The following is a 25,461-nucleotide window of genomic DNA, read 5'->3' as shown; positions in this document are numbered from 1 at the left end:
CCATTTGCACTGGTCCTGCATGGCACAGCCTCCCCGGCTCTGATGGATGTGGGGCATAAGGATGTCGTCGGGATGGAATACCTGGAGGCAACGCTCTATGCCATGGGATTCAATGTATACGAGCTGCATCGCCGTGGGTATGCGGAATCCGAAGGCCCTTCCTGCGAATCGTTGGCGGCAAGAACCCACTCATATGATATTACTCTGGTGCACGAGGCGGATTACGATGCTTCAGCAGCACTCAAGTTGATAAGGGCACAGGCTAATGTCATTGATGAAGGCATTGTCGCTGGGCATTCTTTTGGCGGACTGGAATCGGTGCATCTTGCTGATGGTTCGAATGACATCATTGCCAGTATCAACATGGCAGGGGCGTTGACTTATATCTTCCACGATCACGTCACCCCACCATCACCTGAATTCTTGAAGCAATATGCTGTAACCCGCAAACCCACCATGTTCATCTACTCAGAAACGGATTGGTTAGCCCCCCTTCCCGCCATGCGAGCGTGGTACGCACTTCAAACCGCTCCTTCAGGGAACCGGTTTCTGGCACTCCCGACTTTAAAAGAAATCGATGGGCACGATGGAATCAATACAGGTGATGCGGCAGACCGTTGGACAGGACCCCTGCAGGAGTTCGTGCTGCAGGCTACGCACTTGGGAAACCGTTAGATCCAGTCAGAGGCTCCATTTTTCAGGGACAAACAACCCGTGGGCCGACGGTTTTATCATTGCGATCTGACCTGGGATTAATAGCGAAAAAAGAAAGTGCCGTAGCCGCGTGGCTCATTGCCCATGCGCTGCGCTTTGGAAGATTTAACCAAGTCGATAGTTTTGGGATTTTCCCAGCCAAATAATGTGAATGTGCGTTCAGCAAGGCGTACATAACTCATCCATTTGCGGCCCGTTGACCACACAAATAAAGAGTAGAAAGGAATAAAGAAAAGCATTGTCCAGAGAGCAAAGCCTGCTGAATTTAGCGCGCTATCAAAGCCGTCAGCAAATATGTTAATGCTAAATGCGAGACCTTCATTTAAAATCAATGTCATGAGTAATAAATAAAATAGCCATTTTATAGCGTTAAGCCAATGGCTACGGGTTCCACGAGAGCAGTGCGGATAAAGGGCCACCATACGATCCTTAGCGCGTTTGATTCCGTAGGCCTCAAAGTGATCGTCCTGCCATTCGACAGCAGCCTCCACTTCGTCACCTTCTGCAAAGGGTGATCGCCATACCCAGCCTCTTATCGATTTATCTCCAAGGTCAAACGTTACGAAACTGGCCTCTTCTTCCATGGAAGAAGAACTGTGCAGGGTTGCCGCAGATTGTGCTGTTAAACCAACCAAGCCTGCCGCAATTGCGATGATTCCCATTTTAGCTTTATCTGAGTCGGTAAAATCAAAAAGCGCGGTGCTTTGCTCGCACTTGTAATTTTTAATCTGCCCACTGACTAATTCCATATCCTTCCTTTTCAGGCAGCGTATCGGGTCGCTTTGAAAAGCGACTCTTGTTGCGTCTTCACATTTTTATATGCATCGGCCGCTTTATGTTTTCGCCAAAAGCACTTAATTTGCACCAGGCTTCCAGATCATTGTCACTTACCGCCCAAATCAGCACTGTCATACCTGTAGCCGCTACCGCAATCCACATCCCAAGGGACATGAAAAGAACACGTGCTCCAATAACAGCCTCTCCAGCGGCCCCGATACTCACTGCAGCCTCAGACACGCCTGTACCCATTAATCGGTCAGTGGTTGGTTATAAGGAATGTATTTTATATTATGGGCACTTATGGTTCTATTATCTTTGGTGCATAAGAAGCGGTCACTGAACACCGGCCAATTCGAAAACTACCAAATAATCGCTGCACCAATCGCATTACTTCTTCTGGAGGCAATTTTATGGTGGTCAAACATCCAGGGGCTTGTCGATGAGCTACTGCATCGCAAACCAAGTTGGCAGACAAGATAGGGGGTTATATGAGGCCGCGTATCACTGAACACGTTAGCGAAGCGAACCGGGATGTTCTAACTGCCATTGGCACAGCTACATGGCTTGCTGCGAAATGTGAAAATTATAGAAAATATAAAATAGAATCTGTTAGTCATTGGATCGAGTCGCCTATTCAATTATCACAAATAAGATTTTTCTATGACCCATTCGGCAATCCCATGGGATATGTAATTTGGGCGTGGCTTGCCCAGGACGTTGCGGAAAAGCTAATTAGCGACCCGGATTTCAGTCTTCATTTTTCAGAATGGAATGAGGGCGATCAGCTCTGGATCATCGATTTTGTAGCTCCATTTGGTCATGCAATGGATATTTCACGTGCGTTGCCGGTAACTCTTCCGGCTGCGAACAGCGTATATTTTTTGCGTGGCAATAGAGTGAAAGTTATCAGCAGGCGAGCCAGTCCGTAGCTGGACTTTCTTGCTATGAAAACCTTGCCGCTACTGCCTGGGGATAATTTCCCGGCAACTATCCTTATTTTCTAATTTGAATGAGTGACATCATGCCAAAGCTGGCGCTTCTTTTTATCCTTTCTCTCTGGTGCGCCGAAACGCTGGCAGTGGATTGCAGCGTTTTAAATACCGATACCATACATGGGAGCTTAAATAAGGGGGAGAAACGATGCTATATAATTGCCGAGGAAGCGGGTGGCCTTAGCAGTTGGGAAGTGCGCAGCGCTAATCGGGCTGTTCATATAAACATACAGAACACTGCCGGCGACGAAATTGGCCATGCCATTAACGGGCTTTATCAAGATGCTTGGCGTAATAAACGTTACGTTGCGCCCGTAAATGGCAACTATAAGCTCATAGTCAGCACGACTGATCAATCTGCTGGCGAGTTTGACCTATCTAAACGGGTGGCACTAGACGATAAGGGCCGAAAAGGTCAGCTTGAAGCTTTCGACCACTATCTAAACCAGAATGCGATTCCGTTGGTTACCGATTCGGATATGGCCTCCCTGGCGTCAAAGCTCGGTGGGAGATCTCTCATTGGTATTGGCGAGGCAGCCCACGGGGCTCGGGACTTTTGGGACTTGCGTGCCCGCGTAGTGATTGGACTCGCCGAGAGGCAATCTCTTAGAACAGTTCTTCTTGAAATGCCTTTTCATACGGGCAAATTAATGAATCAATATGCTCAGGGCAAGATAGCTTCTGCGGAGAGCGTTTTCCAGGATATTCGAAATCCTATTGCCCGATTAGAAGGCATGGCTGCTTTTTTGAAACAGATTCGTGGGTACAATGAAAACGTGAGCCAGGAGAATAGAATCCGCATTATCGGCATCGATATTCATCCTGGTCCGAATGAAGACGATCTAGTTGCGGCATTTCTCGGCAAAGTTGCGCCAGACATGAAGGGAAAAGCGGCGGATTTGATGTCAGATTCAACAATGAACGAAGTATGGCGAAGGCTTTCCGGAGATATGGTTAATACGGACGGCTGGGCAATCTTGGCGAGAGAGGGTGAAGAACTAAAATCTCAATTCGCACTGAATCACGATAAATGGATTGCCGCATCGTCAAAGGAAGATTGGCAAGATTCTTATCTAGCGGTCTCAGCCAGAACAGCCGCCATTACTGTTTTCTCGCTTCCTTTCAAAGATGCGATTCCTGCTCGCGATCAATTCATGAAAAGCGGGATTATGGATGCTTTACGTGAAACAAATAGGCCGGTGGCATTTTTGGCCCACGACGCGCATGTGTCGACTGCCCCCGATTTTTTCACGGGCCCGACCGTAGGGAGCCTCTTGCGCAAAGATCTTGGAGATCGCTACTTAGCGATAGGTACGGCGTACGATGAGGGCTCAGTATTGGCAATGTATAGGGGTGACTACCGTCTCGGTGCTGGCACGTTTAAATTTGGGCCTGCGATGGAGGCGTCACTTCCCAGTTACCTTCGAAGAGGCAAGTTGGAAACCTACGCATTAATGATGAACTTTTCTGGCGAACACAGTGCCGATGGAATCGCGGTCCTCAGTGAACCATTGCAGACCAGAATGGTGCCAATGGATAGCAGCGCTGCGGCCATTGATTTGCAATACGAGGCGATCGTTCCAAAGCGCGATTTTGACGTGTTGATCTTCAAACGAAAGATTGAGGCAGATAAAGCTCTATAACTGCGTCACTCGGACGTCAGCCACGGTGCCGTGCGTATCCATACCAGGCGCGATGTAAGCCGGTATTTCGAACGGCTCTCAAGTGTCTAGTGAGGCCGGGCCGGTTCAGATCTGTGAAACGACGCGTTGCCTGGCTTTCCTGCATCCTCGGCCATTTCAAATGGTGTGAGCTTGCCCCAGGGCGCTTACTGACCCTGTGACGTAAACACAAGTTCGCTGGGGATGCTGGTCACCCCGACGTCCCCCAGATTTGAGTAGCGTCGCGATTTAAAGTCCGATCCTTTTATGTCAGGAGACTGGACCTAAGGAAGCGTTATTCGGAAGAGCAAATCGTCGGTTTTCTGCGCGGTAAGCTCGGCGGCATGTGCGTCTTCGATGCCAAACGCCTCAAGGAGCTGAAAGCCGACCAGGAAAGTGGACAGGAACAGTAAATGCTGTCGGCTTATTTTGAAGAGTTTCGATGCCTCCCATTTTTTTCTTCCTTTAGTCATCACTTGGATTATTTATTTTTAACAAATAGAAATTTTCAAATAAATATATTACTTCCTCAGGAGGATATCCAATGAAATCAATTTTTTTTGATACGGGATTTATTTCACAAAATCCATCTCTATAGTTAATGCAAAATCGTCCAATATATCTTTGGGCTCCGGTCTTTTTGGCAATATCCCCAGTGGAATCATTCACTATTAACCAAATGCCTTCATAGTGATATTTCAAATCCCATGCATATAATGAAGCACTGCCAGAATCTTCTATCGATCTGGCCACCGCCAAGAGCGGTTCATTCCCCTCATAACGGCCAAACCTCTCGTTATTTTTTTTATAATTCTCGATATTATTAGCTATAGAAAATCTTTCAACGGCTGCGAAAAACCTATATTCCACAGGCCTGATTATTGATATAAAAATCGACACCAATACAAGATACGCGATCACGGATTCGAATTTTCTTTCAGGAAAACGAGAAATTGTGAAAATAAGCCCAAACACAAAAATGAAAATACAAATCGGAAAAAACCAGCCCAACATAATTTCAGCAAATTTTCCATAAGCCGGGAACAAAGAATTGCTTGGCATAGACAAGATTGAAAGAAAAATTGCACCTAAAGAAATTGCGTCAATTACAATTCCGAATAAAGATGAAAAAATTACGACTCTTAAAATAAAACTTTTTCTGGTTTTGCCAGGAAAAGGAAAAATTTTTCTGAAAAAACTCTTAACATTTTCATGATTTCATTACCTCTCGCACACATTCGCATGCTCAAGCAATGAGCAAGAGCGGCGCATTGAAAAATCCAAAGCAATTTGGAAAAAAATCTCCCGATTTCGCATCAGCTCTTAACGATTCGAAAAAATTCACGCGAACTGCTGCTCGCTTGTGCGTAGAGCACCGAACCAAATATACCCCCATTAATATTATGTACACAGAGTCAATGAGGAATAATATATATACCAGCGCAATGTACATGCGCTAACCTTTTATATACGAATAATAAAAAATTATTTTCGCCTTTCCCGTAAACTTTCACTTCCATACTCAATCAGCGGACTTAAAAAATACTTCGCAGGTCTTCTCTTTCCGGTTTTAACCTCAACCGTCACTTTCATGCCCGGCGTCAGATTCACCCATTTGTTATTCACGTAAATCCGGTTAGTGGGCAAAGTCAGCCGCGCCGGATAGATCAATCCTTGTTTTTATCCTGTGCCGAGTCATTGCTGACCTTGATGACTTTTCCGGTCAAATAGCCATAGCGGGTATAGGGAAACGTTTCGATCTTGATAATCGCTTCGTGCCCTGCGTCAACAAAGCCGATGCCCTTGTTATCCAAGCTGGCCTCAATTTCCAGCGTGTCATCGGGCACGATTTCCATCAGTGATTGCGCGGTTTGCTCCACGCCGCCAACGGTATGCACGTCCCGTTGTTGAACGGTGCCATCAACAGGCGCGTTGATCTGCATGCGCGTCTGACGTTGGGGGCTTTGGCCTCGTGCTGCGTGTTCTGCCCCAGTTGTTGTGACTGGTCCAGGATACCCAGTTGTTCACGGCGGAACTGGGCTAACGCCGGAGCGATTTCGCGTTGCCGTTCGTCGGTGCCTGCGAGCAATTCGTGTGCGTGGCTGTGCTGGCCCGCCAGCTCCCACTCCTGCTCGATCCGTGCCACCGATTCGCGAAAAAATGAATAATGTCGCGATCTGTGTCCCGCTCACGCCCATTTTCTCAACCTACTCGCATTCAATTATTGGAGCTGCGCTGAGACGAGGATATGCCGAAGTCGCACAATATTTCGCTCCACTAGTCTGCTAACTGCACAGCTCAAAACAGCTCTCCCTTGATCTATATCAATATTGCCTTGGGCATTTATCCGGCACGATTTCCGAACATTCAGATACTGACGTAAGCATGAACTCTAATTAGGGCAGGTTCAACCAAGGCGCATTTATCTCGCACATACAATACGGGCAAGCAATACTTTTACTTTTTTTCAACCTGATTTAAATATTTTTTTGCGTTCCGCAGAAAACCACAAGAACTCATTTTTCCGCAAGAAAATTGTTTCGCGACTTCTTTCTAATAAAATAAAATTTTAGTGCACGAAATTGTTAAATAATAAAACCCGTGAAGTTATCTATATTTTCTATTAGCTTTTAGCGCAATTTCCCGGATAAAATTAAATTTGACAAACAAACCAATTAAATCTTCAACAATAAAAATAATTTTTTGGCCATATTTTTATAGGCTCTAGCACTGCAAAAAATGCGGCCCTCGTTAACGCACTTTTTATTAACGTCAGTAAATTTAATTACCCACGCTTATGATTGATAACACATTTGGAATTCAATGCGTTTGTCTGGCCTGCTTTGCACTGCTTAATAATAATATTTTTCCTGAATTATTTTAAATCCCACTTAACATTAACGGAAATTACTATTTACCATGGAAAAAAATTCTCTCGCCCAGATCATGACCCAAAAATACCTCTTGGATGATCTGTCAACGGACAACGCCGAAGACTGGGCGTGGGAGTTCGTTCGCCGACATCCCGATTATCGCGCGCTTTATGATGCATACATGAATCTGGACGAACCTGCACGCCTCTTCAATCTGGACAGTCCTTTATTCTGGGAAACGACTCTGTTAGAAAAAAATGCAGTAGTTGTTGCGGAACTCAAACGGCGAAGCAAGTTAGAAACAAATGCAGGAGTTGTTGCGCATCTCAAACGGCGAAGCAAATTTTATTCGGGCCTTAAAAGTTGCAAGATAAAAAATTTTGATATCGCGTGGTTTTTTACTGATGTCATCGACGACAACACCCATAAAAATGATGATGCTCATGACACCGACTCCGCTCTGCACCAAATGCAGCAAATCGAAATCAATGATGAAATGACGGTGTCCGAGTACATCAAACTCTGGCAAAAAAAGGGGGAAGCCGGCGTCGGGTTTTCTCCAAAATATGGTCACGCATTGAAACAGTTTGGTCTTGAATATTTTTTTGACTATAAAAAGTCCCTGCATGAATTAAAATTGGAACACAACATTAAAGTTAATTTCTTCGTGCCATTCGTTCTCGCAGATATTGACCGGGAAGGTATGTTGACAACAGATTTCCAGACCGATATCACTGTGGATCTACGCTGGTCGGCGGATGCGCTGTCGAAAAAGCTCAAGTGCCTCCTTTTACGGCTGCAAGATGAAAGAAAAGCAAAGGTAACTGGATTTACTGTCATCAAACCCCTAAAGCAGAAAACGGACATACTGATCGATTCATTGAGAATCAGTGACGCTGTTCTGGCTGGCTACTCCCTGGCTGAGATCACAACTTACCGGTACGAGCATCCCGGTGGCGAAAGAACGATTCCAGACAAAAGTGATATCCGGAAAGAAGTCAAGAACCTACATACCAAGTCGCTCCGTTTCGCAAAATCCGGCGAATCACTGGAGCGATTGTTGTTGTTGTCAAAATATTAGGCTGTCAGCTCCGGTGATCAGATTAGGCCATAAATGAACGAGTTTCATGCGTTTCAATACTTTCGGATATCCCATATGAAAGTTTTCAGGTTTGAGTATTTCACTGAGTTTTAAATCGAATTCGTTTTCCAGAGCTGATTGGGCAATATCAACACCGTGGTATTGTTTGAGATAATTGCGGTGTTTGTTGTAGGTAACGCGGTTCTCAAGAAACGTTTTCGGGTCGAGGCCGACACGATGAAGTGCAAACGTGGTCTTATATGGCGCTTTTATCTGCTCCAGCTCTGGTACCACCCCGTTGATGATTTTCCATTCGGGATTTACTCGTGACAAACCGCGATTCAACAATTCACGCGGCGTATTGCTTTTCCAGTTTTTCACCTTGTCGAGATTGTATCGTTTGAGAATTTTGTAGCTGGCAACCACTTCAAAACGAAGCATGCGCTCCAGCAGGGAATCGAGCTTTACTTGGTCCTTTGAAGGGTGGCGCGAAAGCATGGACATCAATGCCGTGTTATCACGCTTGTTTCGTTTGATCTCTGCATGTTTACCGTAAAACTTCAGTGTAGGGTTTCCTTTGCCCAGGTCGAAGTAAACGCTGGGCGGGTTACCAAAAAATGCACTCTTTGTTTCAGTCTGCGCGGCCCATATTTTCAGCGCTTTGCAAACGTCATTCACTTGAGCGTTGCTCTCAAGCAGCGTGCATCCGTTGACGTCGACGCGTTTCAATACTATCTCGCCGTCTTTAATTGCAGAGAGTTCCTTCTTCGTTGGCGTGATGCCAAGCCGGGATAATAGATGCAGCACCATGCTGGTCGCGATTTTGCGCATGTTATTCGATCCGGCAATATTGTGGCCCTGATAGAACTTGTGCGGATTACCCTGTAACTCAATGATGCTGCCGTGCTGTATCGATCGTGCGTAAATGCAAAATTTCTGTTGGTCAATGTAGTTGGATATGGCCACCCTGTTCGAGTTCTTTACAGTTATCCATTTATCGTCATTTTTCTGCAGATATAATATGTCGCCAAATGGTTTATGCTTTACACGTATGTGGACAATAATGGTGTCAATCATTGCATTTTCCTCGTGGCTATATGTATTTCGGTATTATTGAATAATGGCTACATACGGAATTGCATGTCCTGGCTGGATATCCATATCGCATCCAGTTATGTAGCCATGTATGTCAATATCTATACAACGGGAGGGTATTACATCGTCTCGCGCTGGCGTTTTACCCAATCGAAAAAAGCTTCTTCGTCAATCAATACACGGGTGCCGACTTTGATACCGACGCCATCAAAACCGTTTTTTTTCCGATAAAACCACAGGTGCCTCAAACCTGCTGTTGTTGGCCAAGGATGAAAATCGATCCATTTGGCCAGTGGAATGAAATTGGGTTTGCGGACTGGTTTTTCCTGGTTCATGGCTCTTCTGCCGTAGTGGTGATGTCGCTATCTTGTGCGAACCACATCACGCTGCCGAGGGGAGAGATTTGCGCAAAACTCTCCCCTTTTCGTCGCTCTGGCAGAGAACAGCCCATGCGGGCACAGCACTATTCGACTGTGGATGTGCTGAATACGCGGTTGGCGATGCGTTCGACTACGGATGCATTGTGAACTGCGCTGAAGTGCGAATAGCGCTTCACCATCTGCAGCGTTTTATGCCCGAGGATTTCTGCAATTTCGGGGTCGGTAGCGCCGGACATCGCCATATAGCTGGCGGCTGTGTGGCGCAGGTCGTGATAGCGGAAATCGATGAGTTCTGCCCTGATCAGTGCGCGGCGCCACTGACTCGTGAGATCCATGGGTTTACCTGCCACGAGCCCTGGAAACAGATAATCACCGGGCGTGGGCATGCGTTCGCTTTTCCGCGCCTTCAGCAATGGCAACATTTTCTTTATCAAGGGCAGGCCGCGGATCTGTTTGTTCTTCGTCTTGTACAACGTGATCATTTCCCGGTTGAGGTCGATCTGATGCCACTGCAGATGCCAGATTTCGCTGCGGCGCGCGCCAGTCGTCAATGACAGCAACACGGCCAGATGGAGGTCGGGATAAGCAGCGCATGCCGCGAGCAGGCGTTCACGTTCCTCATCGCTGAGAAAACGGGTGCGCGCATTGTTCAATGTCGGGCGGCGGATATTGCTGACGGGATTGCGATCCAGCCATTCCCATTCCTTCACCGCTATCGTGCAGACATGAGAAAGCGCGGCGAGATAGGAGATGACGGTTGAGTTGCTGCGGTAACGTGCCTTGCCGGCCTTTTCTGCCGTTCTGGCGAGACTCTTGACGGGCTCCTTGACCAGTTTGCTGCGACACGCCGAAACCGCTGCGGTGGTGAGCTCGGCAAGTGGCGTGTCGCCAAGCTGTTTCTTCCACCAGCGTAACTGACGTTGCTGGGTCGGGATGGTGGATGCGCCCTTGTGTTGGAGCACTTCGTCCATGTAACGGTCAATTGCATCCGCCAGCGTGGTACCGCGTGATGCATTGCCCACGAAGTAACGGCCGCTACGCATTTCTGCTTCTTTTGCATTTGCCCATTCGCGCGCATCCGTTTTGCGGTCAAACGTGGCGGATAAAGGCGGAAAACCTTTGAGGCGGATTGCAGCCTGCCAGGTCTCTTTGCCCGTTTGTTTGCTGGTGCGTTTGGTGAAGGTTGCCATGATCTGTTTCCTCGTACGGCGAGTGCCGTTTTGAGTATTGGAACAATGGCCTGCAATGACCGACAAGCTCGTTTCGGGACGTTGCAGACCACGACAGAGGGCAATCACTGGCAATAAGCGGACTGTGGTAACAGCGCAACAAGCAGTGTGGGGTGGTCTTTCGTCCTGGGAAATGGACGTGAGACTACGTGCAGCACCAGAAAACGGATCTGGTTGTGGCGGCGTGTGATGGCTTGTTGCGTGGGAGTGTGTTGAGAGTGCGTTGCGGAATGCAAAAGGGGTCAGCACAAAAGCGCTAACCCCTTGAATTCGCTGGTGGGTCGTGAGTGGCTCGAACACTCGACCTACGGATTAAGAGTCCGCTGCTCTACCAACTGAGCTAACGACCCAACGAGTCCGCAATCTTAGAGACGAGCCTTACAACTGTCAACCCCTCGTCGGCGATTCATTACAAATTGAGGGCAGGCATGGCGTCGGGCGTGATGAGGGCGCCGCGATGCTGGATGACCGTGCCCGCCAATGCATTGCCGGCGGCGGCGGCCATATTGGCGTCGTAGCCGAGCAAGCGAGCGGCCAGATAAGCCGCGCCAAATGAATCGCCGGCGGCGGTGGTGTCCACCACGTGGGCTACGGGCACCGGCGGGATCGAAACCGGTGGCAAGCTGGCCACACGCACCAGCGTGTCGGCGCCGCCTTGTTTGACCACCACTTCCGGCACCGGCAATTGCCAGACCGCGGCCAGCGCCTCGGCCGCGCTTGGCGGGGTGGACTGCATGGCGATGTGGTCATCCAGCGTAATCAAGGCGATGTCACTGACGGCAAAAGCGCGTTCATACCAGGCGCGGGCGTGACTGCTGTCGGACCACAAGCGTGGACGATAGTTGTTATCAAACACCACCCGCGCGCCCCGAGCGCGCACGGAGCGGGCTGCGGCCAGCAGACTCTCGCGGCCAGCTTCGGGCAGGATGGCCAGGCTGATGCCGCTGAAGTACAGCACATCGATACTGGCAAGGTCGACTTCCAGCGGCACGGGTGCGGTCTCGAAATAAGCTTTGGCTGCGCTGGTATCGCGCCAGTAGCTGAATGTGCGTTCGCCGCGCGCATCCACCTGGATCAGATAAAGTCCAGGCATGCGGCCCGTCAGGCGTCGCACCAGCGAGGTGTCGATGCCCTCCGCTTGCCAATGTTCCAGCATCGACTGGCTGAGCGCGTCGTCGCCCAAGGCGGTGGCATAGCTGACTTGCGCCGCGTGCTTACGCAGCAAGCGCGCCAGATAAACCGCGGTGTTGAGCGTATCGCCGCCAAAACCGCGCCGCAGCAAGCCGCCCTCCCGTTCTTGCAGTTCGATCATGCATTCGCCCACCAGGGCTACGCGCAGCACTGTCATACCGAAATCCTTGAATCTTGCTTTTGATGGGTCTGATGCCAGGCTTTAACCGGCAGGGTCGTGCGGGCTCCTATGCTGCCCATCGCGCTCGCGGGCTGCAATATTCAAACCGACAGCGGGCTGCGATATAGTGCGCTACGGTCCATCAGAAGGCTGCGTCGCGGCGCGTCAAACGCGAGTGCGGTGCGCCTTTCCTCTCTTTATTGCAAGGCATGAGAACTCCCATGAAATACCTCCACACCATGGTCCGCGTGACCGATCTTGAAGCCTCGATGGCGTTTTATCGCGACGCGCTCGGCCTGCAGGAAGTGCGCCGCACTGAGCATGAGAAAGGTCGCTTTACCCTGGTTTATCTGGCAGCGCCCGGCGATGAAGAGGCGCAAGTTGAACTGACCTTTAACTGGGATCCCGAGGTCTATACCGGCGGCCGCAACTTTGGTCATCTGGCCTATGAAGTCAACGATATCTACGCCACCTGTCAACGTTTGATGGACCATGGCGTGACCATCCTGCGCCCGCCGCGTGATGGCCATATGGCCTTTGTGCGCTCGCCCGACCAGATTTCGATTGAACTGCTGCAAGCGGGTGATCGCCTTGAGCCGCAAGAGCCGTGGGCATCGATGGCCAACACAGGTTCCTGGTAAAAGCGCGGTAATCAGACACTGCCTGATGTGGGGCGTTTCTGGCACCCTGCCTCGGGCAGTCCGGGCCACCGGCTGCTTTTTTATCGTAATCGCCACTTTAATGTGGCTCCGACTTGAAGAGTGCCGATGTCCGCTTTGTTAAAGATCTTGCGTGCGGCGAATTTGCGCCCCCTGTTTGTGGGCACGTTCGCCCTGTTGCTGCCCTCGCTGGCTTGCGCCGCCACCGGTGTGGAGGGTGCCAGCCTGTCGCTGGCCTGGTGTGTCCCGTTTGCCGGGATGTTGCTCAGCATTGCGTTGTTTCCGCTGCTGGCGCCGCATTTCTGGCATGCCCATTTTGGCAAGATCGCGGCCTTCTGGGCCGTGGCGTTGTTGCTGCCGTACGCTGGCGCGTTTGGCCTTGATGCCGCTGCCCACGCGGTCGTCCATGCACTGATGGGCGAATACATTCCGTTTATTTTGCTGCTGCTCGCGCTGTATACGATCTCGGGCGGCATTCTGGTGGCGGGCGATCTACACGGCTCGGCCCGGCTGAACACCGCGCTGCTCGCGCTCGGCACGGTGCTGGCCTCGATCATGGGTACCACCGGCGCCGCGATGTTGCTGATTCGCCCGCTGTTGCGCGCCAATGCCCAGCGCCAGCATCAGGTGCATGTGGTGGTGTTCTTTATCTTTCTGGTTGCCAACATCGGTGGCGGCCTTACCCCGCTGGGCGATCCACCCTTGTTTCTCGGTTTTTTGCAGGGCGTGTCTTTTATGTGGACGGTGCAGCATATGCTGCCATCGGTGGCCTTCTGCGCCGTGGTTTTGCTGGCAGTGTTCTACGCGCTGGATCGCTATCTGTGGCGCAAGCAGACCGTGGCCATGCCGGAGACCATCACGCCGCAGCCAGTACGCCTGAGCGGTCTGTGGAATGTGGTTCTGATCGCGGGCGTAGTGGGCGCAGTGTTGCTGTCCGGCCTTTGGCAAAGCGGCATCACGCTTGATGTCTACGGCACCCCGGTCACGCTGCAAAGCCTGGTGCGCGATGGCATCTTGCTGCTGCTTACCCTGGTGTCCTTGTGGATCACGCCCAAGGCCATCCGCAGCAGCAACGCCTTTAGCTGGTTTCCCATCGTGGAAGTGGCCAAGCTGTTTATCGGTATCTTTATTACCATCGCGCCCGCCATCGCCATCCTGCGCGCGGGTGAGGCCGGGCATCTGGCGCCCTTGATCAAACTGGTCAGCGCGCCTGACGGCCAGCCAGTCGACGTGATGTATTTCTGGATGACGGGTTTGCTCAGCAGCTTTCTGGATAACGCGCCCACCTATCTGGTGTTTTTCAATCTGGCCAGTGGCGATGCGCAGCACATGATGGGGCCGTTCGCTTCCACCCTGCTAGCCATCTCGATGGGCGCGGTGTTTATGGGCGCCAACACCTATATCGGCAACGCGCCTAACTTTATGGTCAAGGCCATCGCCGAGCAGGCCGGCATCAAGATGCCCGGTTTCTTTGGCTATATGCTGTGGTCGCTGGCCATACTGCTGCCGCTGTTTGTGCTGGTCACGCTGGTTTTCTTCTAGCTTCTTCCGTCGATTTCTGTTTTGCCGCGGCACGTGCCAGACGTGCCCGGCGCGCCGCCACGCCTGGCACTTTTACATTTCCGTCCTGGATTAGCCCGGCATATTTTTCAAAATATGCCAGGATATTTTCACGGCACTTGCTAGCTCTTAAGCTGACCAAACGCGTAGATGTTGCCCGTCGTAACGTCAAGGCAACGACCGCAGCGCACATTACGCGAACTCGCAGGAACCAGTTGGCAATCCACTTTGCTTTGATATGCGTCAGAAAGACGCAGGCGACCGCTGCCTATACTGGCTCCCAATCGCTGCCCGCCGCATCATCGGCGGACATCGCCCCAGTTTGATCTTCCTTACCTTTGAGGTGAAACGTGGCTCAATCAGCGCTCCCGAACGATCTCGTCGACAAAATGCACGCCTACTGGCGCGCCGCTAACTACCTGTCGGTGGGCCAGATCTATCTGCTCGACAATCCCCTGCTCAAAGAGCCGCTCAAACGCGAACACGTCAAGCCGCGTCTGCTGGGCCACTGGGGCACCACGCCGGGTCTCAACTTTATTTACGTCCATTTGAACCGACTGATCAAAGAACAGAATCAGTCCGTCGCCTATATCGCCGGCCCCGGCCATGGCGGCCCTGGTCTGGTGGCCAATACATGGCTGGAAGGGACTTACAGCGAGGTTTATCCCAATATCGGCCCGGATGCTGATGGCATTCAACGCCTGTTCAAGCAGTTTTCTTTCCCGGGCGGCATTCCGTCGCACGTGGCACCAGAAACCCCGGGGTCGATGCACGAAGGCGGCGAACTGGGGTATGCCGTGTCGCATGCCTATGGCGCGGCCTTTGATAACCCTGATCTGCTGGTGGCCTGCGTGGTGGGGGATGGCGAAGCCGAAACCGGGCCGCTGGCTACCAGTTGGCATTCCAACAAGTTTCTGCACCCGGTCAATGACGGCACCGTGCTGCCCATCCTGCATCTGAATGGCTACAAGATTGCCAACCCGACCGTGCTGTCGCGCATTTCGCATGACGAATTGCAAAAGCTGTTCGAAGGCTATGGCTACAAGCCCTACTTTGTTGAAGTGGGCGCCGACGTCCACGATTACGCCGACATGCACCAACGCATGGCCGCCACACTCGACACCATTTATGCCGAGATCAAGGACATCCGCAGCAAGGCCAAGGCTGAGCAAGATGCGGGCAAACCGGTTACGCGTCCACGCTGGCCAATGATTATTCTGCGCAGCCCCAAAGGCTGGACTGGCCCGGTGGAAATCGATGGCAAGAAGGTCGAAGGCTACTGGCGCAGCCACCAGGTGCCGTTCTCGGACATGACGCCTGAGCACGTCAAGAACCTGGAAGACTGGCTCAAGAGCTACAAGCCGGAAGAACTGTTTACCGACAAAGGCGCGCTGCGCCCTGATCTGGCCGAACTGGCGCCGCATTACGATCTGCGCATGGGTGCCAACAAGCATGTGCACGGCCTGGCGTCACGCGATCTGCGCATGCCGGACTTCCGCGAATATGAAGTCAAGTTCGACAAGCCAGGCAATGCCGTGGCCGAAGCCACGCGTGAGATGGGCAAGTTCTTGCGCGATGTGATGAAAGAAAACCTGGAATCGAAAAACTTCCGCCTGTTTGGCCCGGATGAAAACGCCTCCAACCGTTGGCAAGATGTCTATCAGGTCAGCGGCAAGCAATGGCAGGCCGAATATCGCGACGAAGACAAAAACAATGATTTCCTGGCGCAAAACGGCCGGGTGATGGAAATCCTGTCCGAGCACACCTGCCAGGGCTGGCTGGAAGGCTATCTGCTAACCGGTCGTCACGGCTTCTTTAGCTGCTACGAAGCGTTTATCCACGTCATTGATTCGATGTTCAACCAGCACGCCAAGTGGCTGAAGACCACGCGCCATATTCCGTGGCGTCGTCCGATTCCGTCGCTGAACTATCTGCTGACCAGCCACGTCTGGCGCCAGGATCACAACGGTTTCTCGCATCAGGATCCGGGCTTTATCGATCACGTGGTCAACAAGAAGGCCGAGGTCATCCGCGTCTACCTGCCGCCTGATGCCAACACCTTGCTGTCGGTAACCGACCATTGCCTGCGTTCGCGCCATTACGTCAACGTGGTGGTGGCGGGCAAACAGCCGGCACTGCAATACCTGACCATGGCGCAAGCCATCAAGCATTGCACCAAGGGCGTCGGTATCTGGGATTGGGCTTCCAATGATCAGGACGGCGAACCCGATGTGGTGCTGGCTTGCGCTGGTGATGTTCCGACCATGGAAGCACTGGCTGCTACCGATCTGCTGCGCCAGCATTTTCCGGATCTGAAAATCCGCTTTGTGAACGTGGTCGATCTGATGACCTTGCAACCCAAGGTGGAACACCCGCACGGCCTGGATGACCACGAGTTTGATTCGGTGTTCACCACGGACAAACCGGTCGTATTTGCTTTCCACGGCTACCCATGGCTGATTCACCGCCTGACCTATCGCCGCAATGGCCATGACAATCTGCACGTACGTGGCTATATCGAAAACGGCACCACCTCCACGCCGTTCGATATGGTGGTAATGAACCAGGTCGACCGTTATTCGCTGGCCATGGATGTGATTGATCGCGTGCCGCATCTGGCCGTCAAGGGTGCGCATATCCGGCAGAAATTTGAAGACAAGTTGGTGGAACACAAGCATTACATCAACGAAGTCGGTGATGACATGCCGGAAGTCAAAGACTGGAAGTGGCCGTACTAAGCTGTAGCTAGCTTGCGGAGCACAACGAAACAGCCCGCCGTAACGCGGGCTGTTTTAACGTGTGCAAAGCCGCGCCGACATGGCAATACGCAAAAAACCGGCTGACCATTACTTTGTGCTCGCATACAATCGATCGACTCCTGGTGCGTAGCACAATGGTTACGACTACGTTGCGCGCCGTCCCCAACACCGCTGCTGGAGCCGCTTGTGTCAGACCTGGAACTGCTCAACCGACTGTGTGATCTTGCCCGTGATGTTGCTGCGCAAGAGGTCATGCCACGATTTCTGAACGTGGCCAGTGGCCGCAAGCAGGATGGCAGCCTGTTTACTGAGGCCGATCTATCCAGTCAGGCCGCATTGGTCAAAGCGCTGCCCCAGCTGGCCCCGCATCCGGTCTTGGGCGAAGAGATGACCACGCATGAGCAGCTCGATCTGCTCAACCACCATCGTGATGGCCTGTGGGTGGTGGATCCCATTGATGGCACCACCAACTTTGTGCACGGCCTGCCGTTTTTTGCGATCTCGATTGCCTTGATGCGCGAAGGCAAATCGGTGCTGGGCGTGGTGTATATGCCGGTGACGGACGAATGTTTTAGCGCAGCCGCAGGCCATGGCGCCTGGCTGAACGGCCAACCGCTGCCGCTGACCAGCCCGGACATCGTCAGTGGCGACGGCATTGCGCTGGTCGACACCAAATATCTAACCGGCCGCCTGCCCGCGCGCGTGGTCACCGTCGCCCCATTCAGCAGCCATCGCAATTTTGGCGCCTCCACCGTGGACTGGTGCTATCTGGCTGCCGGTAAGGTCGACATGATGTTGCACGGTTCGCAAAAGCTATGGGATTACGCGGCAGGCGCGCTGATTGCCGAAGAAGCCGGTTGCAGCCTGGCCACGTTCCATCACGACAATTATTGGGAAGACGTGCAGATGCAACGCTCGGTGATCGCGGCGCGCACCCCCGAGCTGTTCGCGCCGTGGCTGCATTGGGTGCGCTCTAACCTCTAACCAGGCGCGAACCGCAACACGCATAGGGTGGGTCCAGACCCACCAGGTAAAGCCGCATGCATGGATCTCTGCACGTGGCTAATGGCTTTGAGGGGTGGGTCTAGACCCACCCCATGCCGCGCCTGGTGAGTTACAACCCGCGCTCAAACGGGTACACCAGATCCAGCCCGGCGCGGGCATGGTCCAGCAGCCGGATCATGGCGCGCGACACGTCGTGCGACACAATCGGGCTTTGCAGTTTGCCTGTGCGCAGCAGATCGCAAAAATGCGCGGTCTCGTAGTTCAACCCGCTGCCCACGATGTCTTCCGACAACTCCACCACACGGCCGTCCTTGTAGTGGATGCTGGCGCGTTGCGGGCTCCACCATTTTTCATGGATCACCACGTGGCCACCCGGTGCGGCCAGCATCGCATCGCCCGCGCCGTCAACGCCCAGCCCGCAATAGATTTGCGACCAGCCTTGGGCATGCTGGCTGTTGACTGCGGCAAAGGTATCCACACCGCGCACCACTTTGCCCTGGGTCTGCACATTGGTGGCGTCGCCGAGGAAAGAAACGGCCAGATATGCACCATAAATGCCGATGTCCAGCAGCCCGCCACCCGCCATATCGGCACGGTACAGATTGTGTTCCATCGGCACGTCGGGGCTGGCAAAGCCCGCGCGCACAAACTGGATATCGCCGATCGGATCCGCTGCCAGCGCATCACGCAGCTTGCTGAACAGCGGATAAAACGGTGGCTTCATCGCTTCCATAAACAGCTTGCGATGCACCGCGGCATGCGCCAACACGGCTTCGAGTTCACCCAGGCTGGTCGCCGCTGGCTTCTCACTCAGCACGGCTTTGCCTGCCTGCAGCGCCGCGATGCTGTATTGCGCGTGGCTGGTATGTGGCGTGCCGATGTAGACCGCGTCGATATCGCTGGCCAGCAAATCTTCCAGCGATGCCGCAGCGGTGGCGCCAAATGCCTGCGCATATTGCTGCGCGTTTTCCGGATTGCGGCTCCACGCCGTCACCAGCTGCGCATTGGGCACATCCTTCAAACCTTCGGCAAACCGGCGTGCAATGCCGCCGCTACCAATCACACCAAAACGTACCAGGTCCGTGTTCGCCATGCTTGTCCTCGTCCTTATTTGTTTGATGTCGCATTCGAGCGCTGCGTTGCAACATAAGTTCTAGTCAGCTTGCTGTCTACGTCAGTCTTTTTCAAAGCGCATCAGCGCCAGGCTGCCGCGCAGATTGGGCAGTACATGAATGCGCGCATTCTGATGCATCACCACCTGGCCCGTGGCGTGCATGCCCAGTTTGTTGAGCAGGCGCCCAAAGTCATACACCGTGCACAGGTGGATGTTGGGCGTGTTGTACCACTCATAGGGGATGGTCTCGGACACCGGCATGCGCCCCAGCGCCAGTTGCCAACGGTTCTCCCAAAAACCGAAATTGGGAAAGGTGACGATGCCGGTGCGGCCGACGCGCAGCATTTCGTTAAGGATGTTCTCGATGTTGTGCATGGCCTGGATAGTCAGCGACAACACCACAAAATCGAAACTGCCATCCTCAAACGTACCGAGGCCGCTTTCCAGATCGGACTGGATGACGTTAACGCCATGCTCCACGCACGCCGTTACGCCAGCCACATCGATCTCGACGCCATAACCACGCACGCGCTTGTTGGCCGCCAGCCAGTGCAGCAACGAGCCATCGGCGCAGCCCAGATCAAGCACATTGCTGTCGGCCGGAATCCAGTCGGCCACATTGCGCAAATCGGGGCGCAGGTCTTTGTGCTGGTTTTTGATAGCAGGATGGTGAACGGCGCTCATGCGTTGATCTCCGCGGCAACGCGGTTCAGATACGCCCGCATGATGTTGATATAAGGCGCGTCTTCCATCAGGAAGGCATCGTGGCCATGGCGCGATTCAATCTCGGCATAGCTGACTTCCTTGCGTGCATCCAGCAAGGCTTTGACGATCTCGCGCGAACGCGCCGGCGAAAAGCGCCAATCCGAGGTAAACGACACCACCAGAAATTTCGCCACGGCCTGGCGCAAGGCCTCGGTCAGATCGCCATCGTAATGGCGCGCCGGATCAAAATAATCCAGCGCCTTGGTCATCAGCAGATAGGTATTGGCGTCGAAGTAATCCGAGAACTTGTCGCCCTGATAACGCAGATACGATTCGATTTCGAATTCAACGTCATAGCCATACAGATATTCGCCACTGCGCAGCAAGCGGCCGAATTTCTCGCCCATGCCGTCGTCGCTCAGATAGGTGATATGGCCGAGCATGCGCGCCAGACGCAGGCCGCGGCGTGGCACGGTGTTGTGCGCGTAGTAATCGCCGCCATGAAAATCCGGGTCGGTCAGGATGGCCTGGCGCGCCACGTCATTGAATGCGATGTTCTGCGCGGTCAGCTTGGGGGCCGAGGCGATCACCAGCGCATGGCGCACGCGCTCGGGGTAACTGATGGTCCAGCGCAGCGCCTGCATGCCGCCAAGGCTGCCGCCGATAATGGCGGCGAAGCGATAAATGCCCAGCTGATCAGCCAGCCGAGCCTGGGTCTCTACCCAGTCGCGCACCAGCACCAGCGGAAAACTCGAGCCATACGGCTTGCCGGTGGCGGGGTCGATGCTGGACGGGCCGGTCGAACCATGACACCCGCCCAGGTTATTCAGGCCAATCACAAAAAAACGGTTGGTATCGATCGGCTTGCCCGGCCCGACCATGTTGTCCCACCAGCCTGCGTTCTTGTCGCTTTCCTGGTAGCGTCCGGCCACATGGTGATGCCCCGACAGCGCGTGGCAGATCAGGATGGCGTTGGATTTTTCGGCGTTCAGCGTGCCGTAGGTCTCGTAGACCAGTTCATAACGCGGCAACACAACGCCGCTGGAGAGTGCAATCGGCGTGTCGAACACCGCCGTTTGCGGTGTGACCAGACCAACACTGCCAGAACCTTGCATGGGTGATTCCTGTGTACTGTGCGGGCCGCCCGCGTACGGGCCCCGGCGTGAGCGAGTGGATGATTTTATCCAATGCCGCCGCCCCTCGCATCAAGCAATCACCGCAGGCGCCGCACCAGATCAAGTCGGGCGCGCATCCGGGCGCGCTTGTGTTGGGGTGCCAGGTTGGCGATCATAGCGCCCTGTCCTTTCTGCGCTCTTGATCATGCCCACACTCGGCGTTGCCCTGATTACCAAAAACGCCGCCGCGCACCTGGCGCAATGCTTGCAGGCTGTGGCCTGGGCCGATCGCATTGTGGTGCTGGATAGCGGCAGCACTGATGCCACGCTGGAGATTGCGCGGGCGCACGGTGCCGAGGTGCATATCAACGCGCAATGGCCCGGCTTTGGTCCGCAAAAAAATCGTGTGCTGGCCTTGCTCGATACCGACTGGATATTGGCGATTGATGCCGATGAAGTCGTCAGCCCGCAACTGGCGGGTTCGGTGCAACAACGCGTGGCCGATACGCAAACGCCGGGCGACGTCTACAGCTTGTCGCGGTTGTCCAACTATTGCGGGCGCTGGATGAAACACTCCGGCTGGTATCCCGATCATGTCGCGCGTTTGTTCCGCCGCGGCACCGCGCATTATTCGGACGATCTGATCCACGAACGCCTGGTCTATCAGGGTGATGCGCCGGCGCTCGACGGTGAATTGCTGCATTACTCGTTTGATAACCTCGATCAGGTGCTGGACAAGGTAAACCGCTATTCCGCCGCCGGGGCCGAGCAACGTTTGCAGCGCGGCCAGCGTGCGTCGCTGGGCAAGGCGGTGTTCAAAGGCTGCTGGACCTTTGTGCGCACCTATCTTTTCAAGGCCGGTTTTCTGGACGGGCGCGAAGGTTTTATCCTGGCGGTATCGAATGCCGAAGGCGCGTACTACCGTTATCTCAAACTCATGTATCTGCAAGAACGCCCGTGAAACTCGCCATCATTGTTTCAACCTACAACCGCATCGATGCGCTCAACGCGGTGCTGAGCGCGCTGGCGCAACAGACCGGCGTGAGCGCGGGCGACTGGGAAGTCCTGGTGGCCGACGACGGCTCCGGCCCGGCTACGCGCCAGTGCATCGAGAGCTGGCAACAGCGCTTTCCATGCCGACTGGACCATGTCTGGCATGCAGACACCGGCTTCCGGCTGGCGGCCATCCGCAATCTGAGCGTCGGCCGCACCCGCGCCGATTACCTGGTGTTTCTGGATGGCGATTGTGTGCCATTCCCGGACTTTGTCGCACAGCATCGGGCGCTGGCGGAACATGGCTGGTTTGTGGCCGGCAATCGTGTCTTGCTGAGCGAACGCTTTACCCCCGAACTGCTGGCCTCGGCCGAGCCGGCTGCGCCGATCCACTGGAATGCCCTGCAATGGCTGGCGGCGCGCTACGGCGGCAAAGCCAATCGCGGCTGGCCGTGGCTACGACTGGGACTGCGCCAGATGCGCAAACGCCGGCCCACCCGTTGGCAGGTGCTGAAGGGCTGCAATATCGGCGTATGGCGCAGTGATTTTCTGGCGGTGGATGGCTTTGATGAAGCGTTCTCGGGCTGGGGGCATGAAGATTCGGACTTTGCCATCCGCCTGATCCGCGCCGGACTCAAGCTCAAGGACGGTCGCTTTGCGGTGCCGGTGCTGCATCTGTGGCACAAGGAAAACGACCGCAGCCAACAACCGGAAAACCAGCGCCGCCTGCAGGCGACCCTGAACGGCAATCACACACGGGCCGAACGGGGCTTAAGCCAATATGCCAGTGCGAACACCCGCAATCAGGCCACTGATATCCAGGGCGCGGGGGGCAGCACCTGACTCGGCGCCAGCCGCGTGCATGCAGCCCACAGCGCTCAGCCGATGTACATCAAGCAGACTGAGAGCGTGACCAAAGACCCCAGCGTGGACACCAGAATCACACTCGACACCACCGCCGCCTCGCGCCGATAAAACTCGGCCAGCATAAACGGGCCGGTTCCGGTGGGTAGCGCGCTCAGTAGCAAGGCCGAGTTGGCCCACAGCGGCGGCAGATGCAAGACGCGGAACGCCAGAAACCACGTCAGCAGCGGCTGGATAATCAGCTTGGCCACCACCAGCGCGATCGAACCATCGCGCTTGCCTTCCTGTTTTTGCGCCAGGAACAAGCCCAATGCGACCAGGGCGCACGGGCTGGCGGCACCACCCAGCAATTTCATGAAGGTATGTACGGCACCGGGCAAAGGCTGACCGCTGGCCGCCCAGCAAGCGCCCAGGATGGGCGAGACGATCAGCGGGTTGCTGGCCAGCGCCTTCAGCACTTTGAATAGCGCGTGATGCAGTTTCTTTTCGGTCTGCAGCCCCACTTCGATGCACACCACCGCCACACCAAACAGCACGCACACCACGATCAAGGTGGCGAGCAAAGCCGGCTCCAGACTGTCCTGACCCAGCGCCAGCACACACAGCGGAATGCCGATAAATCCGGTATTGGCATACGAGGCGCTCAGGCTATCGATACTCGCATCGACCAGCCGCCGTTGCTGACGCAAACGCCCCAGTAACGTAATCACGAACACAGCGGCCGAACCCGCACCAAACGCCAACAAAAAACCCGGCTGCCACACTTGTTGCCAACTGGATGCGGCGGTCACATCAAACAACAGCGCGGGTAGACCAAGCCAGACCACAAAGCGGTTGAGTTCAGACGAAGCAGCCGGGCCGAGCTTGCCGCTGCGGCGGCAGATATAGCCCGCCAGGATAAGCGCAAAGACCGGCAAAACAGCGTGGATGACGGCGGACATGGGGGCGCAGAGCCAAAGAAGAATGCGGAAGACGCCAGCTTAACCATCGCTATCCATGCCGACCAATGCTATATAGAGGGCGGATTGATACCGGATAAGCATCGATGCTGGAGACTCGTCAGCTGCAATACTTTGTGGCGCTCGCCGACACGCTGCACTTCGGCCGCGCCGCCGAACAACTGCACATGACCCAACCGCCCTTATCGCGCCAGATTGCCGCACTGGAACAGCAACTGGGCGTGCGCTTGCTGGTGCGTAATTCGCGCAGTGTGGCATTAACGACAGCGGGTCGGCGTTTGCATGCCGAGGCCACACAGATTCTGGCTGCGCTGGCGCAGGCCGAACGCGTGACCCGTTCCACGGCGCAGGGTGAGCTGGGGGAAATACGGGTGAGCTTTACCATGGCGGCAGCGTGGAACGTGCTGCCAACCTTGCTCAAAACCTGGCAGCACGGTGCGCCCGGCATTACGGTCACGCTGCGCGAGGTGACGCCCGATGTGTTGGCCGACGCGCTGGCGCGGGGCGAGACCGATCTGGCGATTACTTTTCCGTGGCGGCAACCCAGCTTGCTGCACTATCAGTCGCTGTTTAAAGAGCCCTTGTGCGCGGTGCTGCCCGCCGCGCACACGCTGGCACAACAAAGCACGCTGGATGTGCGTTCGCTGGCGGCCGAGCCGTTTATTACTTTTCCGCGCGAGGTAGCGCCCGCCTTGTATGACGCGGTATTCGGCTGCTGTATGCAGCATGGCTTTGCCCCGCGCATCCAGCTGGAAACCCGCTTGCAACAAACCATCGTCAATCTGGTGGCGGAAGGCCTGGGCGTGGCATTGGTACCCGCGTCGATGCGCAAAATGCAGCTGGCCGGCGCGGTGTTTATCCCGCTGGCTGACAGTCCTGAAGTCGAGCTGGGCTTAAGCTGGAGCGCGCATAACGATAATCCCTGCCTGCCGGTGTTGTTAGCGCTCACGCCGGCCCCATCTTGAGCACACTTGCCTTCCAGGAAAACGCTGCCATGCCTCAAACCGTCGAGCTCGCCAAATCGTATCGTCTGCTTAACCACGGCCCCACCGTGCTGGTCACCAGCGCGCATGGCGGCAAACAGAATGTGATGGCCGCAGCGTGGGCGATGCCGCTCGATTTTGCGCCGGCCAAAATGCTGGTCATCATCGACAAAAAGACCGCCACGCGTGGCTTGATTGAAGCGTCGGGAGAGTTTGCCCTTAATATCCCCAGCCGTGCGCTGGCGGAGGCCACGCTCAAGGTGGGCTCGGTGTCGGGGGCAGAGGTGGACAAGTTTGCGGCAGCGGGTTTGACCACATTTGCCAGCAGCGAAATCGGCGCGCCCCTGATTGAGGGCTGCCTGGGCTGGCTGGAATGCAAGGTGATTCCTGAGCCGCACAATCAAGAAGCGTATGACATGTTTATTGGCGAGGTGGTGGCGGCGCACGCCGACCCGCGCGTGTTCAATAACGGCCACTGGCAACACGATGAAGGCGTGCCGCGCTCCATCCATTACATCGCCGGCGGCTCGTTCTTTGAGACGGGCGATATCTTTGAAATCAAATCCGAGCGCTGATCTGCGCTGAGGGG

The 25,461-nt window shown here is 54.4% G+C and carries 23 protein-coding genes and 1 tRNA gene; 12 read left to right on the top strand and 12 right to left on the bottom strand.

Annotated features, from left to right (window positions below):
- On the top strand, window positions 1–675 hold a 675-nt coding region (locus ACYQ1A_RS15705; RefSeq protein WP_499363454.1), incomplete at its 5' end, for an alpha/beta fold hydrolase.
- A 77-nt stretch (window positions 676–752) separates the two neighbouring features.
- Here ACYQ1A_RS15705 and ACYQ1A_RS15700 read toward each other — a convergent pair.
- Complete coding sequence (locus ACYQ1A_RS15700) at window positions 753–1,463, bottom strand: putative type VI secretion system effector (protein WP_499363453.1); 711 nt, start codon at window positions 1,461–1,463, stop codon at window positions 753–755.
- Between the two features lie 519 nt (window positions 1,464–1,982).
- Between ACYQ1A_RS15700 and ACYQ1A_RS15695 the strand changes: the two genes are divergently transcribed.
- Both ACYQ1A_RS15695 and ACYQ1A_RS15690 read left to right on the top strand, forming a co-directional pair.
- Entirely contained in the window at window positions 1,983–2,423 is a 441-nt protein-coding gene (locus ACYQ1A_RS15695) for a toxin-activating lysine-acyltransferase (RefSeq protein WP_499363451.1), read from the top strand.
- A 92-nt stretch (window positions 2,424–2,515) separates the two neighbouring features.
- Entirely contained in the window at window positions 2,516–4,129 is a 1,614-nt protein-coding gene (locus ACYQ1A_RS15690; RefSeq protein ID WP_499363449.1) for an erythromycin esterase family protein, read from the top strand.
- A gap of 483 nt (window positions 4,130–4,612) precedes the next feature.
- Here ACYQ1A_RS15690 and ACYQ1A_RS15685 read toward each other — a convergent pair whose 3' ends face one another.
- Both ACYQ1A_RS15685 and ACYQ1A_RS15680 read right to left on the bottom strand, forming a co-directional pair.
- Window positions 4,613–5,209: a hypothetical protein gene (locus ACYQ1A_RS15685; protein WP_499363447.1), complete on the bottom strand. Its 597-nt coding sequence runs from the start codon at window positions 5,207–5,209 to the stop codon at window positions 4,613–4,615.
- Window positions 5,210–5,814: 605 nt separating this feature from the next.
- Window positions 5,815–6,090 carry a beta-barrel domain-containing protein gene (locus ACYQ1A_RS15680; RefSeq protein ID WP_499363445.1) on the bottom strand — a complete coding sequence of 92 codons (276 nt, stop codon included), beginning with the start codon at window positions 6,088–6,090 and terminating at the stop codon, window positions 5,815–5,817.
- A gap of 976 nt (window positions 6,091–7,066) precedes the next feature.
- Here ACYQ1A_RS15680 and ACYQ1A_RS15675 point away from each other — a divergent pair.
- Window positions 7,067–8,101 (top strand): transcriptional regulator domain-containing protein, encoded by a 1,035-nt coding sequence (locus ACYQ1A_RS15675; RefSeq protein ID WP_499363444.1) that lies wholly within the window; start codon window positions 7,067–7,069, stop codon window positions 8,099–8,101.
- Here ACYQ1A_RS15675 and ACYQ1A_RS15670 read toward each other — a convergent pair.
- From ACYQ1A_RS15670 to ACYQ1A_RS15650, 5 genes are all read right to left on the bottom strand, one after another.
- A complete protein-coding gene (locus tag ACYQ1A_RS15670) occupies window positions 8,090–9,178 on the bottom strand; it encodes a phage/plasmid replication protein, II/X family (protein ID WP_499363442.1) in 1,089 nt (362 codons plus the stop codon). The genes ACYQ1A_RS15675 and ACYQ1A_RS15670 overlap by 12 nt on opposite strands.
- 137 nt (window positions 9,179–9,315) lie before the next feature.
- Window positions 9,316–9,531 carry a hypothetical protein gene (locus tag ACYQ1A_RS15665; protein WP_499363441.1) on the bottom strand — a complete coding sequence of 72 codons (216 nt, stop codon included), beginning with the start codon at window positions 9,529–9,531 and terminating at the stop codon, window positions 9,316–9,318.
- A gap of 128 nt (window positions 9,532–9,659) precedes the next feature.
- Window positions 9,660–10,766: a tyrosine-type recombinase/integrase gene (locus ACYQ1A_RS15660; protein ID WP_499363439.1), complete on the bottom strand. Its 1,107-nt coding sequence runs from the start codon at window positions 10,764–10,766 to the stop codon at window positions 9,660–9,662.
- Between the two features lie 313 nt (window positions 10,767–11,079).
- A tRNA-Lys gene (locus ACYQ1A_RS15655) sits at window positions 11,080–11,155 on the bottom strand.
- 59 nt (window positions 11,156–11,214) lie between these two features.
- Window positions 11,215–12,153 carry a sugar kinase gene (locus ACYQ1A_RS15650; RefSeq protein WP_499363437.1) on the bottom strand — a complete coding sequence of 313 codons (939 nt, stop codon included), beginning with the start codon at window positions 12,151–12,153 and terminating at the stop codon, window positions 11,215–11,217.
- Window positions 12,154–12,377: 224 nt separating this feature from the next.
- Between ACYQ1A_RS15650 and ACYQ1A_RS15645 the strand changes: the two genes are divergently transcribed.
- The 4 genes from ACYQ1A_RS15645 (at window position 12,378) to ACYQ1A_RS15630 (ending at window position 18,118) form a co-directional block, all read left to right on the top strand.
- Entirely contained in the window at window positions 12,378–12,797 is a 420-nt protein-coding gene (locus tag ACYQ1A_RS15645; RefSeq protein WP_062221732.1) for a VOC family protein, read from the top strand.
- Window positions 12,798–12,923: 126 nt separating this feature from the next.
- Entirely contained in the window at window positions 12,924–14,357 is a 1,434-nt protein-coding gene (locus ACYQ1A_RS15640; RefSeq protein WP_499363435.1) for a sodium:proton antiporter, read from the top strand.
- A gap of 368 nt (window positions 14,358–14,725) precedes the next feature.
- A complete protein-coding gene (locus tag ACYQ1A_RS15635) occupies window positions 14,726–17,113 on the top strand; it encodes a phosphoketolase family protein (protein ID WP_499363433.1) in 2,388 nt (795 codons plus the stop codon).
- A 216-nt stretch (window positions 17,114–17,329) separates the two neighbouring features.
- Entirely contained in the window at window positions 17,330–18,118 is a 789-nt protein-coding gene (locus ACYQ1A_RS15630; RefSeq protein WP_499363459.1) for an inositol monophosphatase family protein, read from the top strand.
- Between the two features lie 130 nt (window positions 18,119–18,248).
- On the opposite strand, the gene ACYQ1A_RS15625 is transcribed toward ACYQ1A_RS15630, so the two are convergent.
- The 3 genes from ACYQ1A_RS15625 to metX form a co-directional block, all read right to left on the bottom strand.
- Complete coding sequence (locus ACYQ1A_RS15625; RefSeq protein WP_499363431.1) at window positions 18,249–19,232, bottom strand: Gfo/Idh/MocA family protein; 984 nt, start codon at window positions 19,230–19,232, stop codon at window positions 18,249–18,251.
- Window positions 19,233–19,313: 81 nt separating this feature from the next.
- On the bottom strand, window positions 19,314–19,937 hold the full coding sequence (metW, locus tag ACYQ1A_RS15620) for a methionine biosynthesis protein MetW (protein WP_499363429.1): 624 nt from the start codon (window positions 19,935–19,937) through the stop codon (window positions 19,314–19,316).
- On the bottom strand, window positions 19,934–21,073 hold the full coding sequence (metX, locus tag ACYQ1A_RS15615; protein WP_499363427.1) for a homoserine O-succinyltransferase MetX: 1,140 nt from the start codon (window positions 21,071–21,073) through the stop codon (window positions 19,934–19,936). The genes metW and metX overlap by 4 nt, the downstream gene beginning before the upstream one ends.
- Window positions 21,074–21,278: 205 nt before the next feature.
- Here metX and ACYQ1A_RS15610 point away from each other — a divergent pair, with 205 nt between their 5' ends.
- Both ACYQ1A_RS15610 and ACYQ1A_RS15605 read left to right on the top strand, forming a co-directional pair.
- A complete protein-coding gene (locus ACYQ1A_RS15610) occupies window positions 21,279–22,034 on the top strand; it encodes a glycosyltransferase family 2 protein (RefSeq protein WP_499363425.1) in 756 nt (251 codons plus the stop codon).
- Window positions 22,031–22,909 carry a glycosyltransferase family 2 protein gene (locus ACYQ1A_RS15605; RefSeq protein ID WP_499363423.1) on the top strand — a complete coding sequence of 293 codons (879 nt, stop codon included), beginning with the start codon at window positions 22,031–22,033 and terminating at the stop codon, window positions 22,907–22,909. The genes ACYQ1A_RS15610 and ACYQ1A_RS15605 overlap by 4 nt, the downstream gene beginning before the upstream one ends.
- Window positions 22,910–22,944: 35 nt before the next feature.
- On the opposite strand, the gene ACYQ1A_RS15600 is transcribed toward ACYQ1A_RS15605, so the two are convergent.
- Entirely contained in the window at window positions 22,945–23,871 is a 927-nt protein-coding gene (locus ACYQ1A_RS15600; protein ID WP_499363421.1) for an AEC family transporter, read from the bottom strand.
- A gap of 104 nt (window positions 23,872–23,975) precedes the next feature.
- Between ACYQ1A_RS15600 and ACYQ1A_RS15595 the strand changes: the two genes are divergently transcribed.
- Both ACYQ1A_RS15595 and ACYQ1A_RS15590 read left to right on the top strand, forming a co-directional pair.
- Window positions 23,976–24,854, top strand: a complete 879-nt coding sequence (locus ACYQ1A_RS15595; RefSeq protein ID WP_062221736.1) for a LysR family transcriptional regulator — start codon at window positions 23,976–23,978, stop codon at window positions 24,852–24,854.
- Between the two features lie 29 nt (window positions 24,855–24,883).
- Entirely contained in the window at window positions 24,884–25,447 is a 564-nt protein-coding gene (locus tag ACYQ1A_RS15590; RefSeq protein WP_499363419.1) for a flavin reductase family protein, read from the top strand.
- The last annotated feature ends 14 nt before the right edge of the window (window positions 25,448–25,461 follow it).

It is taken from the genome of Silvimonas sp. JCM 19000 (assembly GCF_054652575.1).
This window is presented reverse-complemented; position numbering and strand designations above follow the sequence as displayed.